This is a genomic window from Peterkaempfera griseoplana, from assembly GCF_001418575.1.
Taxonomy (GTDB): Bacteria; Actinomycetota; Actinomycetes; order Streptomycetales; family Streptomycetaceae; genus Peterkaempfera; species Peterkaempfera griseoplana.
In genome coordinates this window covers 1-15,579 of the sequence record NZ_LIQR01000091.1, presented here as the reverse complement: position 1 = coordinate 15,579, position 15,579 = coordinate 1, and the positions used below count along the sequence as shown (strand labels likewise).

Sequence of the window (15,579 nt, the reverse complement as noted above, 5' to 3'; positions counted from 1 at the left end):
GGCCACCACCGCGGTCTCCGCGGTGAGCCCGGTGAGGGTGAAGGCCGCCGTCGTCGTGCCGTCGGGGGAGAGCACGGCGGTGTGCGGCGCCGGGACGGAGCCGAAGGTCCCCGCCCCGGGCGGCAGCACCAGGGCGAGAGACACCCGCTCGACACCGCCCGGCAGCGCCGCCAGGTCGAGCGGCAGCCGGTGGCCGGACGCGGGCCGCCCCGGGGCGGGCACGCCGGGCAGCCCGGGACCGCCGTGGTGGACGACCCGGCCCGGGGCCGGGGCGCGGCCACCGCCGTCGGTCAGCAGCAGGGCTGCGGCCAGCGGCCCACCGGCCGAGACCTGGATCTCCAGCAGGGTGTGGGGCAGGGGGTGGTTCTGTCCCCGGACCAGCTCGGCGGTCATCGCGCGCCCCCTCCCCCGCGGTCCGCCTACAGGAACGGGGCGATGGCGGGCAGCATGTCCTGGAAGGTGCGGGCCTTGGCCGGGGATCCGATCGCGGCCATCTGCCAGCCGCCGGAGCCGTCGCGGTACACCTTGGCCATGATCTGTCCGGTGTGGGCCCCGCCGCCGGTGAGCTCGTAGCGGGCCAGCTCCTGGCCGTTGGTCTCGTCGACCAGGCGGCAGTGGGCGTTCTCCACCTGCTGGAAGGTCTGCCCGGTGTAGGAGGAGACGGTGAAGACGATCTGGGTGATGTGCACCGGGACCCGGGGCAGGTCCACCAGGATCGACTCGTCGTCACCGCCGGCGCCCACACCGCCGACCAGGTTGTCGCCGGTGTGGCGGATCGAGCCGTCGTTGCTCACCAGGTGCTGGAAGAAGACCACGTCGGCCGGGGTCTTGTCGGCGTAGAGCACCGCCGAGGCGTCCAGGTCGATCTCCCGGGTGCGGGTGCCGAAGAGGCCGCGCCTCGGGGCCGCCTTCCACCCCAGGCCCATCCGGACCACCGACAGCGACTCACCGCTGGACTTCTGCAGGCTGACGCTCTGGCCCTTCGCCAGGTTCACTGACACGGTGCCGTCCTCTCTTCCGGATAGCCCCGATGCCGTCCTGGCCGAGGCCCCCCACTGCGGAGTTACGACGCGGCGCCGCGGGTGCGGGAGCGCGCCCGGGGGCCCGTCCGCCCCCGTGTCCCCCATACCCTATGGCCAACCACGCCCGTCACCACGCCGGGACCGTCCCTTTGTGGCGCTGCTGAGACATTGACCGGGACACCGGCCCGGCACCGCTCCGCGGCCGGCCCCGCAGGGGTGGCCGGCCGCGGAGCGGTGCTCAGACCATGCCTGCTTCGCGCATCTGGCGCAGCTCCTTTTTGAGCTCGCCGAGCTCGTCCCTCAGCCGTGCCGCGACCTCGAACTGCAGCTCCGCGGCGGCGGTGTGCATCTGGTCGGTCAGACTCTGGATGAGCTCGGCCAGTTCGGCGGCGGGCAGGGTCTTGGCATCGCGGCCGTCCGTGCCGTTCCTGCCGAGCGCCGGGACCGGCGCCTTGGTCCGGCCGGCCCCGCGGTAGCCGGTGGAGAGCAGCTCGGTGGTGTCCACGTCCTCACGGGCGATGGTGTCCAGGATGTCGCCGATCTTCTTCCGCAGCGGCTGCGGGTCGATGCCGTGCTCCCGGTTGTACGCCACCTGCTTCTCACGCCGCCGGTTGGTCTCGTCGATGGCCTTCTCCATCGCCGGGGTGATCCGGTCCGCGTACATGTGCACCTGGCCGGAGACGTTTCGCGCGGCGCGGCCGATGGTCTGGATCAGCGAGGTGCCCGAGCGCAGGAACCCCTCCTTGTCGGCGTCCAGGATGGCGACCAGGGACACCTCGGGCAGGTCCAGGCCCTCGCGGAGCAGGTTGATGCCGACCAGGACGTCGTACTCGCCGGCCCGCAGCTCACGCAGCAGCTCCACCCGGCGCAGGGTGTCGATGTCGCTGTGCAGGTACCGCACCCGGATGCCCAGCTCCAGCATGTAGTCGGTGAGGTCCTCGGCCATCTTCTTGGTGAGGGTGGTGATCAGGACCCGCTCGTCCTTCTCCGCACGGGTGCGCACCTCGTGCACCAGGTCGTCGATCTGCCCCTGGGTGGGCTTGACGATCACCTCGGGGTCGATCAGGCCGGTGGGGCGGATGATCTGCTCCACCTGGCCGTCGCCGCGGGAGAGCTCATAGGGGCCCGGCGTGGCGGAGAGATAGACGGTCTGGCCGATCCGGCCCAGGAACTCCTCCCACTTCAGCGGGCGGTTGTCCATCGCCGAGGGCAGCCGGAAGCCGTGCTCCACCAGGGTGCGCTTGCGGGAGGCGTCGCCCTCGTACATCGCGCCGATCTGTGGGACGGTGACATGCGACTCGTCGATGACCAGGAGGAAGTCCTCCGGGAAGTAGTCGAGCAGGGTGTTGGGGGCGGTACCGGGAGAGCGGCCGTCGATGAAGCGGGAGTAGTTCTCGATGCCGGAGCAGGTGCCGATCTGGCGCATCATCTCGATGTCGTAGGTGGTGCGCATCCGCAGCCGCTGGGCCTCCAGCAGCTTGCCCTGCTTCTCCATCCGGGCGAGGGTCTCCTCCAGCTCCTGCTCGATCTCACCGATCGCCCGCTCCATGCGCTCGGGACCGGCCACGTAGTGCGAGGCCGGGAAGATGTAGAGCTCCTGGTCCTCGGAGACAATCTCGCCGGTGAGCGGGTGCAGGGTGTACAGCGACTCGATCTCGTCGCCGAACATCTCGATCCGGACGGCCAGCTCCTCGTACACCGGGAAGATCTCCACGGTGTCGCCCCGCACCCGGAAGGTGCCCCGGGTGAAGGCCAGGTCGTTGCGGGTGTACTGGATGTCCACGAAGCGCCGGAGCAGGGCGTCCCGGTCGATCTCCTCGCCGACCTTGAGCGGGACCATGCGGTCCACGTACTCCTGCGGGGTGCCCAGGCCGTAGATGCAGGAGACCGAGGCGACCACCACCACGTCGCGGCGGGTGAGCAGGGAGTTGGTCGCGGAGTGCCGCAGCCGCTCGACCTCCTCGTTGATCGAGGAGTCCTTCTCGATGTAGGTGTCCGTCTGCGGGACGTAGGCCTCGGGCTGGTAGTAGTCGTAGTACGAGACGAAGTACTCGACGGCGTTGTTGGGGAGCAACTCGCGGAACTCGTTGGCCAGCTGGGCGGCGAGGGTCTTGTTCGGCGCCATCACCAGCGTCGGGCGCTGGAGGCGCTCGATCATCCAGGCCGTGGTGGCGGACTTGCCGGTTCCGGTCGCGCCGAGCAGCACCACGTCCTTCTCGCCCGCGCGGATGCGGCGCTCCAGCTCGGCGATGGCCGCCGGCTGGTCGCCGTTGGGCTGGTAGGGGCTGACGACCTCGAAGGGCGCCACGGACCGCTTGATGTCGGTGATGGGTCGCACGATTCCCACCGTACGACCCGGCACTGACAATGCGGGTGGGCTTCGCCCCTAAGAGGCCACCCGGGAGCCGTCCCGGGCCAGCGAGACCAGCCGTGAGACGGCCCGCAGGTACTTCTTGCGGTAGCCGCCGCGCAGCATCTCCTCGCTGAAGATGGCGTCGAACGGGGTCCCGGAGGCGACCACCGGCAGCTCGCGGTCGTACATCCGGTCCGCGAGCACCACCAGCCGCAGCGCGGTGGCCTGGTCCGGCACCGGGTGCACCCCGCGCAGGAAGACTGCGGAGACGCCGTCGAGCAGTGCGCCGTAGCGGCTGGGGTGGACGGCGGCGAGATGGGCCAGCAGGTCGCCGAAGTCGTCCAGGGAGGCGTCCGGGGTGCGGGCCGCGGCCCGGGTCACGACGGTGTCGGAGTACGGCGGCGGCGCGTCTGGGAGCCCCCGGTGGCGGTAGTCCTCGCCGTCGATCCGCACCGGCCGGAAGTGCGCGGCCAGCCCCTGTATCTCCCGCAGGAAGTCGGCGGCCGCGAAGCGGCCCTCGCCGAGCTTGTCCGGCAGCGTGTTGGAGGTGGCGGCCAGCCGGACGCCGTTCTCCACCAGCCGGCCGAGCAGGGTGGAGACCAGCACGGTGTCACCCGGGTCGTCCAGCTCGAACTCGTCGATGCAGAGCAGCCGGTGTCCGGAGAGCGCCTGCACGGCCTGCTGGAAACCCAGTGCGCCGACCAGGTTGGTCAGCTCCACGAAGGTGCCGAAGGCCTTGGGGCCGGGGGCGGTGTGCCAGAGCGAGGCCAGCAGATGGGTCTTGCCGACGCCGTAGCCACCGTCCAGGTAGACCCCGGCCGGGCCGGCCGGCGCCTGCCCGGTGCGCCGGAACCAGCGGCGGCGTCCACCGCCGGACGCGCCGGCCAGCGTGCCGGCGAACTCCTCCAGCACCCGCACCGCCTCGGCCTGGCTGGGCTGCCCGGGGTCGGGCAGATAGGAGGCGAAGCTCACGCCGCCGAACCGGGGCGGCGGGACCATCTCGGCCACCAGGCGGTCGGCGGGCACGACGGGGTGCCGGTCGGCGAGGCCGGAGGCACGGGTGTTCGGAACAGCAGGCACGGTCATACAGCCTACGGCGCGTGGAAGACTGCCCGGCATGCGCCGTCTTCTTCCCGCCCGCCCCGCCGGGGCCGGCGACTCCCTGGACCCGGACACCCTGGAGGGCCTGGCCGCCGTCTACGCCTACCCCGGGACGACCGGCGCCGGCCGCCCCTGGCTGCGGGCCAACATGGTCGCGTCGCTGGACGGGGCGGCCCGTCTGGACGGCCACTCCGAGGGCCTGTCCGGCGCGGCGGACAAGCGGATCTTCGGGGTGCTGCGGGCGCTGTCGGACGTGGTGCTGGTGGGCGCCGAGACGGTGCGCAGCGAGGGCTACCGCCCGGCCCGGGCGCGGGAGGCGTTCGCCGGTGCGCGGGCGGCGCTCGGGCAGGCGCCCGCGCCGGCGATCGCGGTGGTCACCCGCACGCTGGACCTCGATCTGTCCGCCCCGTTGTTCACCGAGCCGCTGCTGCCCACGGTGGTGATCACCGCCGGGAGCGCGCCCGCCGAGGCCCGGCGGGCCGCGGCTGCGGTCACGGATCTGGTGGTGGCCGGCGAGGAGCGGGTGGACATGGCGGCGGCCGTCCGGGCGCTGGCCGAGCGCGGCTGGACCAGGCTGCTCACCGAGGGCGGCCCCCGGCTGCTGGGCCAGCTGGCAGCGGCCGGGCTGCTGGACGAGCTCTGTCTGTCGCTGGCACCGCTGGTCACCGTGGGGGAAGCGCCACGGATCATGCACGGCCCGCTGGCGGCCGAGGTCCGGCGGATGGAGCTGGGCTCCCTGCTGGAGGAGGACGGCTTCCTCTTCGCCCGCTACACCCGCGCCGGCTGAACGGCCCGTCGCGGACGCTGCCGCCGCCCCCGCCCCGGCCGAACGGCCCCGGCGGGCCCTCCGGCGGCGCGCCCGGCGGATGCCCGGTCACGCCTCGGTCACCCCGGGGGGCCGCCGCAGGGAGCACCCGGGGCGCCGCCGCGCCCGGGACCGGCCCTTCGCTTTCCCGGGTGCGCCGCGCCGCGGAGGGGCACTATGGGGAGCAGGCAGGGAGCCGGGGACCTGGAACAGAGGGGACTCACGTGTTCACCACCGTACTGATGATCGAGAAGGCGCTCTCGGACGCCGATGTCGAGCTGGTCACCAACCTCCACGGCGAGGAGCAGGTCTCCTTCGTCGTCCTGATGCAGCCCCGCGGCCGCCAGGACGAGCTGCTGCGCGCCCTGGACGACGTCGCCCTCGGCCGTCTGGAGGAGGCCGTCCACGAGCGGGAGGAGGACAGTACGGCGACGCCCGCGGACCAGGCCCTGGAGCACACCGTGGCCCAGCTGCGCGCCGCCGGCTCGGAGGCGGTCGGGCACGTGGTGGCGGACAACCCGCTGGGCATCCTGCGCACGGTGGTGGAGGACACCAAGGCCGACGAGGTCATCGTGCTCACCTCGCCGCACTTCGTGGAGGAGTTCTTCCACCGCGACTGGGCCTCCCGGGCCCGGCACAAGGTGGGGGTGCCCGTGCTCAAGCTCTTCGCGCACGACGTCTGACCGCTCGCGGTGGTGCAGAATCGTCCTTGCGTTTGCGGCCGCCCCTCGGCCCGCTGCCGCAGGACAGAACCGCCCACCACCCTCGGAGAACCCCGTGAGCGACGCCCCGAGCGATCTGCACGCCCCGCACTTCATCGGCATCGGCGGCGCGGGCATGTCCGGCCTGGCGAAGATCCTGGCCCTGCGCGGCGCGGAGGTGTCGGGCAGCGACGCCAGGGAGTCGGCCACCGTCGCGGCGCTGCGGGCGGCCGGGGCCCGGGTGTCCGTCGGGCACGCCGCGGAGCACGTACCGGCGGCGGCGAGCTGCATCGTGGTCTCCAGTGCGATCCGCCAGGACAACCCGGAGCTGGCCGAGGCCCATCGGCGGGGACTGCCGGTGATCCACCGGGCGGACGCGCTGGCCGCGCTGATGACGGGCCGCCGGGCGATCGCGGTGGCCGGCACCCACGGCAAGACCACCACCACCAGCATGCTCGCGGTGGCCCTCACCGGACTGGGCCTGGACCCCTCGTACGCCATCGGCGGCGACCTGGACGAGCCCGGCAGCAACGCCCACCACGGCACCGGCGAGATCTTCGTCGCCGAGGCGGACGAGAGCGACCGGTCCTTCCACAAATACACGCCCGAGGTGGCGATCGTGCTCAACGTGGAGCTGGACCACCACGCCAACTACGCCTCCATCGAGGAGATCCACGAGTCCTTCGAGGCCTTCGTGGACCGCGTCACCCCGGGCGGCACCCTGGTGGTCTCCGCGGACCACCCCGGGGCCCGGGAGCTGACCGCCCGGGTCGCCGGCCGCCCCGGGCTGCGGGTGGTCACCGTCGGGGAGTCGCCCGACGCCACACTGCGGGTCCTGTCGGTGACGGCCCGCGGGATGTCCAGCGAGGTCGTGGTGGAGCTGGACGGCGCCCCGCTGGCCTTCACCGTCTCGGTCCCGGGCCGCCACTACGCGCACAACGCGGTCGCCGCGCTGGCCGCCGGCGTCGCGCTCGGGGTGGACGCCCGGGAGCTGGCCGCGGCGCTGGGCAAGTACACGGGTGTGCGGCGCAGGCTGCAGCTCAAGGGGGCCGCCCGCGGCGTCCAGGTGATCGACTCCTATGCCCACCACCCCACCGAGATCGCCGCCGACCTGGAGGCGATCCGGGAGAACGCCGGCGGCGGCCGGGTGCTGGTGGTCTTCCAGCCGCACCTCTTCAGCCGCACCCAGCAGCTGGGCACCGAGATGGGGCAGGCGCTGTCCCTCGCCGACGCCGCGCTGGTGCTGGACATCTACCCGGCCCGTGAGGACCCGATCCCCGGTGTGACCAGCGAGGTCATCATCGACGCCGCCCGCCGGCACGGCCTGGCGGCGACCGCGGTGCACTCCATGGCCGAGGTGCCGGCGGCGGTCGCCGCGCTGGCCCGTGAGGGCGACCTGGTGCTCACCATGGGTGCCGGTGACGTCACCGCGCTCGGCCCGGAAATCCTGACCCACCTCGGCGGTGTTGAGGCTGGTGCCTGACCCGCGGTGCCAGGCCTATCGGAAGGGAGCCCGACGTGACACAGAAGACCGGTGAGTACCCGGTCCGCAAGAGCGACGCGGAGTGGCGGGAGCAGCTGACGCCGCAGGAGTACCACGTGCTCCGTGAGGCGGGCACGGAGCGCCCGCACACCGGGGAGTACACCGACACCAAGACGGTCGGCGTCTACTCGTGCCGTGCGTGCGGCGCCGAGCTGTTCACCTCCGAGACCAAGTTCGACAGCCACTGCGGCTGGCCGAGCTTCTACTCCCCGCTGGCCGAGGACCGGGTGGAGTACATCGAGGACACCTCCTTCGGGATGCGCCGGGTGGAGGTCCGCTGCGGCAGCTGCGGCTCCCATCTGGGCCATGTCTTCGAGGGCGAGGGCTACGCCACGCCGACCGACCAGCGGTACTGCATCAACAGCATCTCGCTGCGGCTGCAGCCCCAGGAGGGCTGATCAGCGGGCTGATCACAGGGTGCGGGTGTAGCGCCACTCGGCGACATAGGGCTGGTAGCCGAGCCACTCGTTGACCGCCAGCATCGGGGCGTTGCCGGAGTCGTTGCCGGTCAGCGCCTCGATACAGTCCTGCGCGCGGGCCCGGTGCAGGGAGTCGGCCTTGACCAGCCGGGCCAGCCCCCGGCCGCGGTGCGCCCGCAGGGTGCCGGTCATGCCCGAGAGGTAGCGGCCGCGGCGGTCGGTGTGGGCCGCGGTGAAGGCGGCGACCTCCCCGTCCACCAGAGCGACCGTGCTGAGGTGCCGGTCCAGCGCCGGGTGCCGCCAGGTGGTGGCGATCCAGTCGTCGTAGGAGATGGTGCCGACGGCCACATCACCGGGCTCGTCCCGGCTGGTGGCCACGTCCGCCGCGTAGAGCGGGCCTGGGTCGTCGGCGAAGTCCGCGGCGGTGCACAGGGTCACGTCCTCGGGGACCGCCGGGGCGGGGGGCGGCGGCGTGGCCAGGTCCAGCCGCAGGGCGCGGGAGCGGCTGCCCCGCCGGTAGCCGCGCCGCTCGGCGAAGCCCGGGGAGATCCCGTCGTCCATCGTCCAGCTGTAGACCTGTCGGGCGCCCACCGCGCGCAGATACTCCTCGGCGGTGGCCAGCAGGGCGCCGCCGGCGCCCCGGCCGCGGTGGTCCGCGTGCACCGCGAGGTTGCAGTAGCCCTGGCCGGGCTCGGCCGCGTCCGGGACGAGACCGGTGTGGGCCACCCCGGCGACCGCGCCGTCCACCTCGGCGACCCAGAGCCGGTGGCGCTGCGCCGCGGGGGCCTCGGCCACCTCCCAGGCCACCGTCCCGGGCGTGGTCACCAGGTGCGGATAGGCCGAGCGGACGGCCGCGGCCGCCCCCTCGGCGTCGGACGGGCGGAAGTGCCGGACGGTCGGTGTCATGCCGCGGCACCGTACGCCGGTGCCCGTCCGGCCGCACCCGGATTTCGCGGCGCGGCGCGGCGGCTCACATCCAGCCCTGGGAGCGGAAGCTCAAATCCAGCTCTGAGAATCGCCGTCACCGGTTCGCAGCCACCCGCGCGGGATACATCATCGGCACCGGGCCGGGCACGGGGGTCTCGACCCGGTACCGCCCCCGCGGGGGCGGTACGGACTTCGCCGCACTGCGGCGGGCGGGCATCGGCGCCGGGCCCGCCGCGGTGCGCAGCATGAAGGGGGCGCCCATGGAACGCAGCACTGCCCTCCCCGCGCTGGGGGTCGGCATCGGCTGGCGGGCGGAGATCGACACGGTGGTGGAGCAACTGCCGGACGTCGACTGGGTCGAAGTGGTCGCGGAGAACATCTGCCTGGACCATCTGCCGGAGTCGCTGCGCCTCCTGCGCGGGCGCGGCACCACCGTCGTACCGCACGGTGTCTCACTGGGCCTCGGCGGCGCCGATCTGCCCGATCCCGGCCGGCTGGCCGCGCTGGCGGCCGCCGCGCAGGCGCTGGATGCGCCGCTGGTGACGGAGCATCTGGCCTTCGTCCGGGCGGGCGGCGGCCACACCGGGCAGCCCCGGCTCGAAGCCGGCCATCTGCTGCCGGTGCCACGCAGCCGGGACGCCCTCGCCGTGATCGCCGAGAATGTGCGGATCGCCCAGCAGGAGCTGCCGGTGCCGCTGGCCCTGGAGAACATCGCGGCTCATCTCGCCTGGCCGGACGACGAGTTGACCGAGGGGCAGTTCCTGGCGGAGCTGGTGGAGCGCACCGGGGTGCGGCTGCTGGTCGACGTGGCCAATCTGCACACCAACCGGGTCAACCTCGGGCTGGACCCGGCGGCCGAGCTCGCCGCGCTGCCGCTGGAGGCCGTCGCCTATGTGCATGTGGGCGGCGGGGTGATGATCGACGGCGTCTGGCACGACACCCACGCCCACCCGGTCACCGAGCCGGTGCTGGAGGTGCTGGCGGAGCTGTGCTCGCGCAGCCGGCCGCCGGGCGTCCTGCTGGAGCGGGACGACGGCTTCCCGCCGCCCGCGGAGCTTGCGGCGGAGTTGGGGGCGATCCGCGCCGTGCTGCACGGCAGGGAGGTGGCGGTCCATGTCTGAGGAGTACGAGTACCTGGTGGCGGCGGACGCCGGGGAGCCGGGTACGGTGCTGGCCAGGGCTCGCCTGGCGCACCGTCAGGCCGAGCTGCTCGCCGCTCTGGTGGCGGGCGGTCCGACGCCGCCCGGCTTCGTCCCGGAGCAGCTGCGGATCCAGGCCGCGGGGCTGGCCGCCAAGCGCCGCGACACGGTGGCCAGGGTGGCGCCCGAGCTGCCGGCGCTGCTGGGCGGGCGTTTCGCGGCGGACTTCGGCCGCTATGCGACGGGCACCCCGATGACCGGCGGCTACCGCACCGACGCACTGGCCTTCGTCCGCTGGGTGCTGGACCACGACAAGGAACTGACCAAGCATCAGAACAGTGCGCTGCTGCGCTGGTACGGCGACCGGGCGGGTCCGGCCCCGCGCCGGCGGATCCGGGCGCGGCTGCGCGCACCGCTGGGAGCCGTCGGCCGCCTGGGCGGGCGGCCCGGAGGGGGGCACTGATGTGGCGGACCGAGTTCACCGTCGCCTGCACCCTGATGCTGGCGACCTCGCTCAACGCGGGCTGGGCCGGCACCCGGATGCGCCGGGTGCCCGACCCGCAGGGCCTTCCCGGCCGGGGTCTGCCGCTGCTGGACACGGCCTTCCTGGCCGGCGGACCGCGCCGGGCTGTGGACGTCGCCCTGGTACGGATGCACCAGCAGGGCCGGGTGACCGTCTCCCGTGCGGGACTGGTCACCGTGACCGACCCGCAGCCCTGGGACGAGGTGGAGGCCGCGCTGGTCGCCGCCGCCGGACCGCAGCGGCAGCGCGACCTGGCCCCGCTGCGGCTGGAGGCGATGCGCAGTCCGGCCGTCCAGGCGATCGGTGAGCGGCTGGCCGACCGCGGACTGATGCGCCGTCCGGCGGCGCACCGGCGGGCGCGGACCGCCCGCACACTTCTGGTCCTGGCCATGATGCTGACGCTGGGGCTGGGGGTGGTCGCCACCGTCGGGTGGATGAACGAGCACTTCGGCAGCTCCGGGGACGGCGACCCCGGCTTCCCGCCGTTCTTCGCCTTCATCGGACTGTTCGGCTACGGGGTGCTGGTCCTCGCGGTCACCGGGGTGGGGCGCAGCAGGGTCAGCCCGGCCGGACGCCGTCAGCTCCAGCTGATGCAGAGCGGTGGACGGCCCTGGCGGCCGCACGACGCGGTCGCGGCGCCGGACCCGGTGGCGCTGGGGGTGGTCGCGCTGGGAGGCACCGCGCTGCTCACCGACGGGGCGCTGCGCACGGCGCTCGCCGCGGTGCCGCCGGCGGGGAGCGGGGCCGCCGGGGCGGACTGGCCGAGCGGCGCGGGGACGCCCGCCACCTGGTGCGGGGCGTCGTCGTCCTGCGGATCCACCTCGTCCCCGCACTCCTCGTCCCCGCACTCCTCGTCCCCGCACTCCTCCCCGCACTCCTCGTCCGGCTGTGGAGCCTCGTCGGGCTGCGGCGCGGCTTCGGGCTGCGGGTCGTCCTCGTCCGGCTGCGGCTCCTCGTCGTCCTGCGGCTCCTCGTCGAGCTGCGGTTCCTCCTCGTCCTGCGGCTCCTCGTCGTCCTGCGGCGGCAGCACCTGACGGGTCACAGTTCGGTATCACGCGCCGGATCGCCGTTCACCGGGCGGTCCGGCGGATTACAACAGCCGCATGTGGTTGCTGTTGCTGCTGGCCGCCTGCACGGTCACCGTCCTGTCGTGCGTGCACCTGGTCGGTATCGTGGCCGCCGCCGACCTCTCCGCCGAGGACGACCCCCTGCCGCCCGACGGATCCGTACGGGTCGGCCTCTACGAGACCGCTTACCTGGCCGGCGGGCCGGAGCGGGTGGTGGATCTGGCCATGGTGCTGATGGCGGCCCAGCGGCGGCTGCACCCCGCGCACACCGGCTGGACGACGGTGGTGGACCCGCAGGGGCGGGACGGGGTGGAGCGCGACCTGATCAGCGCGGTGGGCCCCGACGGCCAGTGCCGCACCGGCGATCTGCGCCGGGCCCTGGCCGAGAGCCCCGCCGTACGGGAGATCGGCGCCCGGCTGGCGCTGGCGGCCCTGGCGACCCCGGTCGCGGTACGGGAGCGGGCGGTCGACGCGGTCGCCCGGGTGCGCCGGTCGCTGCTGCTGACCGCGGTGCTGCTGGCCGCCGGCCTGGTCCTGGGCGGGGGCGGCGGGGGCCGGCTGCCGGCGATGCTCTCCTGGTTCTCGCTGCCGCTGATCCTGGGCGGCGGCACCCTGCTGATGGCCAGGGTGGACGTCCGCCCGTACACCCGGTGGGCGACCCCGGCCGGGCGCGAGGTGCTGCGCGAGGTACGGATCCCCGGGCCCGGCGACGAGCGGCAGCTGCTGACCGCCGTGGCGGTCAGCGGCCCGTCCGCCGTACCCGACCCGCTGCTGCGGGCCGCGCTGAGGGCCCCGCGCCGCTGAACCGGCGGCGGGGGCCCCGGCCCGCGGTCAGACCAGACCGGCCAGCAGCTCCGCGACCGGCTTGCGGCGGCCGGTGTAGAACGGCACCTCCTCGCGGACGTGCAGCCGGGCGCGCGAGCCGCGCAGATGCCGCATCAGGTCCACGATCCGGTGCAGCTCGTCGGCCTCGAAGGCCAGCACCCACTCGTAGTCGCCCAGGGCGAAGGACGCCACCGTGTTGGCCCGTACATCCGGGTAGCCGCGCGCCATCATGCCGTGCTCGGCGAGCATCTGACGGCGCTCCTCGTCGGGGATGAGGTACCAGTCGTAGGAGCGGACGAACGGGTAGACGCAGACATAGCCGCGCGGGTCCTCGTCGGCGAGGAAGGCCGGGATGTGCGACTTGTTGAACTCGGCGGGCCGGTGCAGCGCCATGTTCGACCAGACCGGCTCCAGGTGGCGGCCCAGCCGGGTGCGGCGGAAGCGGTTGTAGGCGTCCTGGAGCGCGTCGGAGGTCTCGGCGTGCCACCAGACCATCAGGTCGGCGTCGGCGCGCAGCCCGGAGACGTCATAGGTGCCGCGCACCACGACGTCCTTCTCCCGCAGCTGCGCGATGAGCTCCTCGACCTCGGTGGCGAACTCCGAGCGGTCGTCCGGCAGCGCGTCCTTGAGCCGGAAGACCGACCACATGGTGTAGCGGACGACCTGGTTGAGGTCGCGGGCCTTCTTCTTCTCGGGCTGGGTGCTCTCGGTCATGACCTCATTGTCCCTTCTGCGACGGCACCCGGATCACCGGGTGCCCACTGCGGTGAGTGCGGCGGTCACCGCCTCCGCGGCCTGCCGGGCGCTCGCGATGCAGGCGGGGATGCCGACGCCCTCGTAGACCGCCCCGCACAGCGCCAGCGAGCCGTGCCGGGCGACGTCCTGCCGGATCCGCCGCACCCGGTCCTGGTGCCCGACCGGGTACTGCGGCAGCCCGCTCTCCCAGCGGGTCACCTCGGCCGCGTACGGGGCGGTGCCCAGCCCCACCGCCTCCCTGAGGTCGGCCAGCGAACGGGCCACCAGCTCCTCGTCCGGCAGCCCGAGGTCGGCGGTCTCGCCCTGCCGGCCCACCGAGGTGCGCAGCAGGAAACCCTCCGGCGCCGACCGGTCGAGCCAGCCCCACTTGTTGCTGGAGAAGGTGGACGCCTTGATGGCGCGGCCGTCCACCGGCGGCACCAGGAACCCGCTGCCCACCGGCCGTCCGGGCAGCTCGGAGCGCCGGAACGCCATGGTCACCAGGGCCATGCCGGCGTACTCCACCGTCCCCAGCTCGGCCGCCGCCGCCGGCGCCTCGTCGGCGAGCAGCCGGGCCGCCACGGGGGCCGGCACCGCCAGCACCACCGCGTCGGCGGCCAGTTCGCGCTCCCCCGCCGCATCCCGGACCACCAGGCGCCACCCGTCGGGGGTGCGCCGCAGCGACCGTACGGCCGTGCCGGGGCGCAGGTCCGCGCCGGCTGCCCGGACCGCGTCCGCGACCGCGAGCGGCAGCCTGCCGATCCCGCCGCGGATGCCCTGGAAGACCGGCTGCGGCACCGCCGGGGCCGTCTCCGCGGCCCTGCGCTGCAGCGCTGCGACGCCCTCCAGCAGGGAGCCTCCGGACTGCGCCACGGGCAGCAGTTGCGGTACCGCCGCCCGCAGGGAGATCCGGTCGGCGTGCCCGGCGTAGACGCCGCCGAGCAGCGGCTCCACCAGCCGGTCGACCACCTCGCGGCCGACCCGGGCGGCGACCCAGTCGCCGATGGAGACGTCGTCGCCGACCTCGGTGGGCGGCAGCTCCAGGTCCTGCCGGGCGCGGGCCAGTCCCTCGGCCGACAGCACCCCGGTCCGTTCCAGCGCGGCCAGGTCGCCGGGCACGCCCATCACATGGCCGGTGGGCATCGGGCGCAGCGCTCCCCTGGTCCAGAAAGCGGCCTTGGCCGTCTGCGGCGGCTCCAGCTCCTCCGCCAGGCCGACCGCGCGGGCCAGCTCCACCGCCTCGGGCCGCCGGGCCAGCATCGACTCCGCACCCAGGTCCACCGCGACACCGCCGACCTCGCCGCTCCGCAGCTTGCCGCCGAACCGCTCCGACGCCTCCAGCACGGTGACGCGGGCCTGCGGTCCGGTGCCGCCCGCGACGCCGGAGAGGAAGGCTGCGGCTGCCAGCCCGGCGACACCGCCGCCGACCACGACCACCCGGGGCGGTCCCGCCGCCGCCCGCTGGTCGGTGTCGCTGGGGCGGTCGGCGGCTGCAGTTCGGTCCATGCCTCCACTCTCGCAGACGCCCGGATCCGGCTCTCAGGCCCCCGTCGGCCGTCGCCGTCCGCACCGTGACCGTTTCGGGATGCGGCAGCCGGAACCCGGGCGCGGCGCGGGCGGTCCAAGCGCTGTCCGCCGGGCGCCGGCGGCTCGTCGGTACGAGGGGGACAGCGGGATGGGCGGTAGAGCGGCGATCGCGGCAGGGGGTGCGCTGCTGGCGGCGCTGGCGCTGCTGGGCAGCGGATGCAGCGCGGGGACGGACGGCAGCAGCGCCGACTCGGCGGTGGGAAAACGCGCCGCCGGGAGCGGCAGCGCGGCCAATGCCGACGTGGCGGCGCAGCCCGCGGCACCGGGCGCCGCACCGGGCGCCACCGCCGGCGCGGCGGGCAACGCGACGGACGGGCGCTCCATCGCCTACACCGCCGAGCTGAAGCTGGCGGCCAAGGACGTGTCCGGGGCGCTGGAGCGGCTGCGCGCCCTCACCGCGGCCGCCGGGGGCTATGTCAGCAGCGAGACGGTGCAGGGCGGCGACGGTACGGCGGAGGGCTCGGACGGGCCCCCGGACGGTTCCCAGGTGGTGGTGAAGGTCCCCTCAGCGGCCTTCGACCGGACGCTGAGCAGCTTCGGGCAGCTGGGCAAGGTGGTTCAGCAGCACCGCGAGGCGGAGGACGTCACCGACAAGGTGGTCGATGTCACCAGCCGGCTGCGGACCCAGCGCGCCAGTGTGGACCGGGTCCGCACGCTGATGGGCAGGGCGGAGCGGATCACCGATGTGGTGGCGCTGGAGGGCGAGCTGAGCCGCCGCGAGGCGGATCTGGAGTCGCTGGAGAGGCAGCAGGAGGAGCTGACCTCGCGCACCTCGCTCTCCACCATCACCGTCGACCTCGTCACGGTGGCTCCGCCGGTCGCGGCCGCCCGG

At 74.2% G+C, this 15,579-nt stretch carries 13 protein-coding genes and 2 pseudogenes; 8 read left to right on the top strand and 7 right to left on the bottom strand.

Annotated elements, in window-relative coordinates:
- The 4 genes and pseudogenes from AOK09_RS07530 to zapE form a co-directional block, all read right to left on the bottom strand.
- Window positions 1-393, bottom strand: a pseudogene (locus AOK09_RS07530) (TerD family protein); the annotation flags it as partial.
- Window positions 394-419: 26 nt separating this feature from the next.
- Complete coding sequence (locus AOK09_RS07525) at window positions 420-1,001, bottom strand: TerD family protein (protein ID WP_055586338.1); 582 nt, start codon at window positions 999-1,001, stop codon at window positions 420-422.
- 259 nt (window positions 1,002-1,260) lie between these two features.
- Complete coding sequence (gene uvrB, locus AOK09_RS07520; protein ID WP_055586337.1) at window positions 1,261-3,360, bottom strand: excinuclease ABC subunit UvrB; 2,100 nt, start codon at window positions 3,358-3,360, stop codon at window positions 1,261-1,263.
- Between the two features lie 48 nt (window positions 3,361-3,408).
- Window positions 3,409-4,461 carry a cell division protein ZapE gene (gene zapE / locus AOK09_RS07515; RefSeq protein WP_055586336.1) on the bottom strand — a complete coding sequence of 351 codons (1,053 nt, stop codon included), beginning with the start codon at window positions 4,459-4,461 and terminating at the stop codon, window positions 3,409-3,411.
- Between the two features lie 31 nt (window positions 4,462-4,492).
- On the opposite strand from zapE, the gene AOK09_RS07510 reads away from it, so the two are divergent.
- From AOK09_RS07510 to msrB, 4 genes are all read left to right on the top strand, one after another.
- Window positions 4,493-5,263, top strand: coding sequence for a pyrimidine reductase family protein (locus AOK09_RS07510; protein ID WP_055586335.1), 771 nt, complete (start codon window positions 4,493-4,495; stop codon window positions 5,261-5,263).
- 242 nt (window positions 5,264-5,505) lie between these two features.
- Window positions 5,506-5,964, top strand: a complete 459-nt coding sequence (locus tag AOK09_RS07505; protein ID WP_055586334.1) for a hypothetical protein — start codon at window positions 5,506-5,508, stop codon at window positions 5,962-5,964.
- A gap of 94 nt (window positions 5,965-6,058) precedes the next feature.
- Entirely contained in the window at window positions 6,059-7,465 is a 1,407-nt protein-coding gene (gene murC / locus AOK09_RS07500) for a UDP-N-acetylmuramate--L-alanine ligase (RefSeq protein ID WP_055586333.1), read from the top strand.
- 35 nt (window positions 7,466-7,500) lie between these two features.
- Window positions 7,501-7,923 carry a peptide-methionine (R)-S-oxide reductase MsrB gene (gene msrB / locus AOK09_RS07495; protein WP_055586332.1) on the top strand — a complete coding sequence of 141 codons (423 nt, stop codon included), beginning with the start codon at window positions 7,501-7,503 and terminating at the stop codon, window positions 7,921-7,923.
- Window positions 7,924-7,935: 12 nt separating this feature from the next.
- Here msrB and AOK09_RS07490 read toward each other — a convergent pair whose 3' ends face one another.
- Window positions 7,936-8,850, bottom strand: a complete 915-nt coding sequence (locus tag AOK09_RS07490; RefSeq protein ID WP_055586331.1) for a GNAT family N-acetyltransferase — start codon at window positions 8,848-8,850, stop codon at window positions 7,936-7,938.
- 266 nt (window positions 8,851-9,116) lie between these two features.
- Here AOK09_RS07490 and AOK09_RS41260 point away from each other — a divergent pair.
- The 3 genes and pseudogenes from AOK09_RS41260 (at window position 9,117) to AOK09_RS07470 (ending at window position 12,404) form a co-directional block, all read left to right on the top strand.
- Window positions 9,117-10,473, top strand: a pseudogene (locus AOK09_RS41260) (DUF692 domain-containing protein).
- Window positions 10,473-11,567 carry a TIGR04222 domain-containing membrane protein gene (locus AOK09_RS07475; RefSeq protein WP_055586328.1) on the top strand — a complete coding sequence of 365 codons (1,095 nt, stop codon included), beginning with the start codon at window positions 10,473-10,475 and terminating at the stop codon, window positions 11,565-11,567. The pseudogene AOK09_RS41260 and the gene AOK09_RS07475 overlap by 1 nt, the downstream one beginning before the upstream one ends.
- A 69-nt stretch (window positions 11,568-11,636) precedes the next feature.
- Window positions 11,637-12,404 (top strand): TIGR04222 domain-containing membrane protein, encoded by a 768-nt coding sequence (locus AOK09_RS07470; protein ID WP_055586327.1) that lies wholly within the window; start codon window positions 11,637-11,639, stop codon window positions 12,402-12,404.
- A gap of 27 nt (window positions 12,405-12,431) precedes the next feature.
- Here the strand turns inward: AOK09_RS07470 and hemQ are convergent, their stop codons facing one another.
- Both hemQ and hemG read right to left on the bottom strand, forming a co-directional pair.
- Complete coding sequence (hemQ, locus tag AOK09_RS07465; protein WP_055586326.1) at window positions 12,432-13,139, bottom strand: hydrogen peroxide-dependent heme synthase; 708 nt, start codon at window positions 13,137-13,139, stop codon at window positions 12,432-12,434.
- A 33-nt stretch (window positions 13,140-13,172) separates the two neighbouring features.
- Entirely contained in the window at window positions 13,173-14,666 is a 1,494-nt protein-coding gene (gene hemG / locus AOK09_RS07460) for a protoporphyrinogen oxidase (protein WP_079062830.1), read from the bottom strand.
- Between the two features lie 169 nt (window positions 14,667-14,835).
- Here hemG and AOK09_RS07455 point away from each other — a divergent pair.
- Window positions 14,836-15,579 (top strand): DUF4349 domain-containing protein (locus tag AOK09_RS07455; protein WP_157875821.1); only part of this gene is annotated, 744 nt, incomplete at its 3' end.

Bases quoted from the DNA above. Each gene is read 5' to 3' on its own strand.
- AOK09_RS07475 (WP_055586328.1), top strand. From the start codon at position 10,473: ATGTGGCGGACCGAGTTCACCGTCGCCTGCACCCTGATGCTGGCGACC.
- AOK09_RS07490 (WP_055586331.1), bottom strand. From the start codon at position 8,850: ATGACACCGACCGTCCGGCACTTCCGCCCGTCCGACGCCGAGGGGGCG.
- AOK09_RS07510 (WP_055586335.1), top strand. From the start codon at position 4,493: ATGCGCCGTCTTCTTCCCGCCCGCCCCGCCGGGGCCGGCGACTCCCTG.
- zapE (WP_055586336.1), bottom strand. From the start codon at position 4,461: ATGACCGTGCCTGCTGTTCCGAACACCCGTGCCTCCGGCCTCGCCGAC.
- AOK09_RS07470 (WP_055586327.1), top strand. From the start codon at position 11,637: ATGTGGTTGCTGTTGCTGCTGGCCGCCTGCACGGTCACCGTCCTGTCG.
- hemG (WP_079062830.1), bottom strand. From the start codon at position 14,666: ATGGACCGAACTGCAGCCGCCGACCGCCCCAGCGACACCGACCAGCGG.
- hemQ (WP_055586326.1), bottom strand. From the start codon at position 13,139: ATGACCGAGAGCACCCAGCCCGAGAAGAAGAAGGCCCGCGACCTCAAC.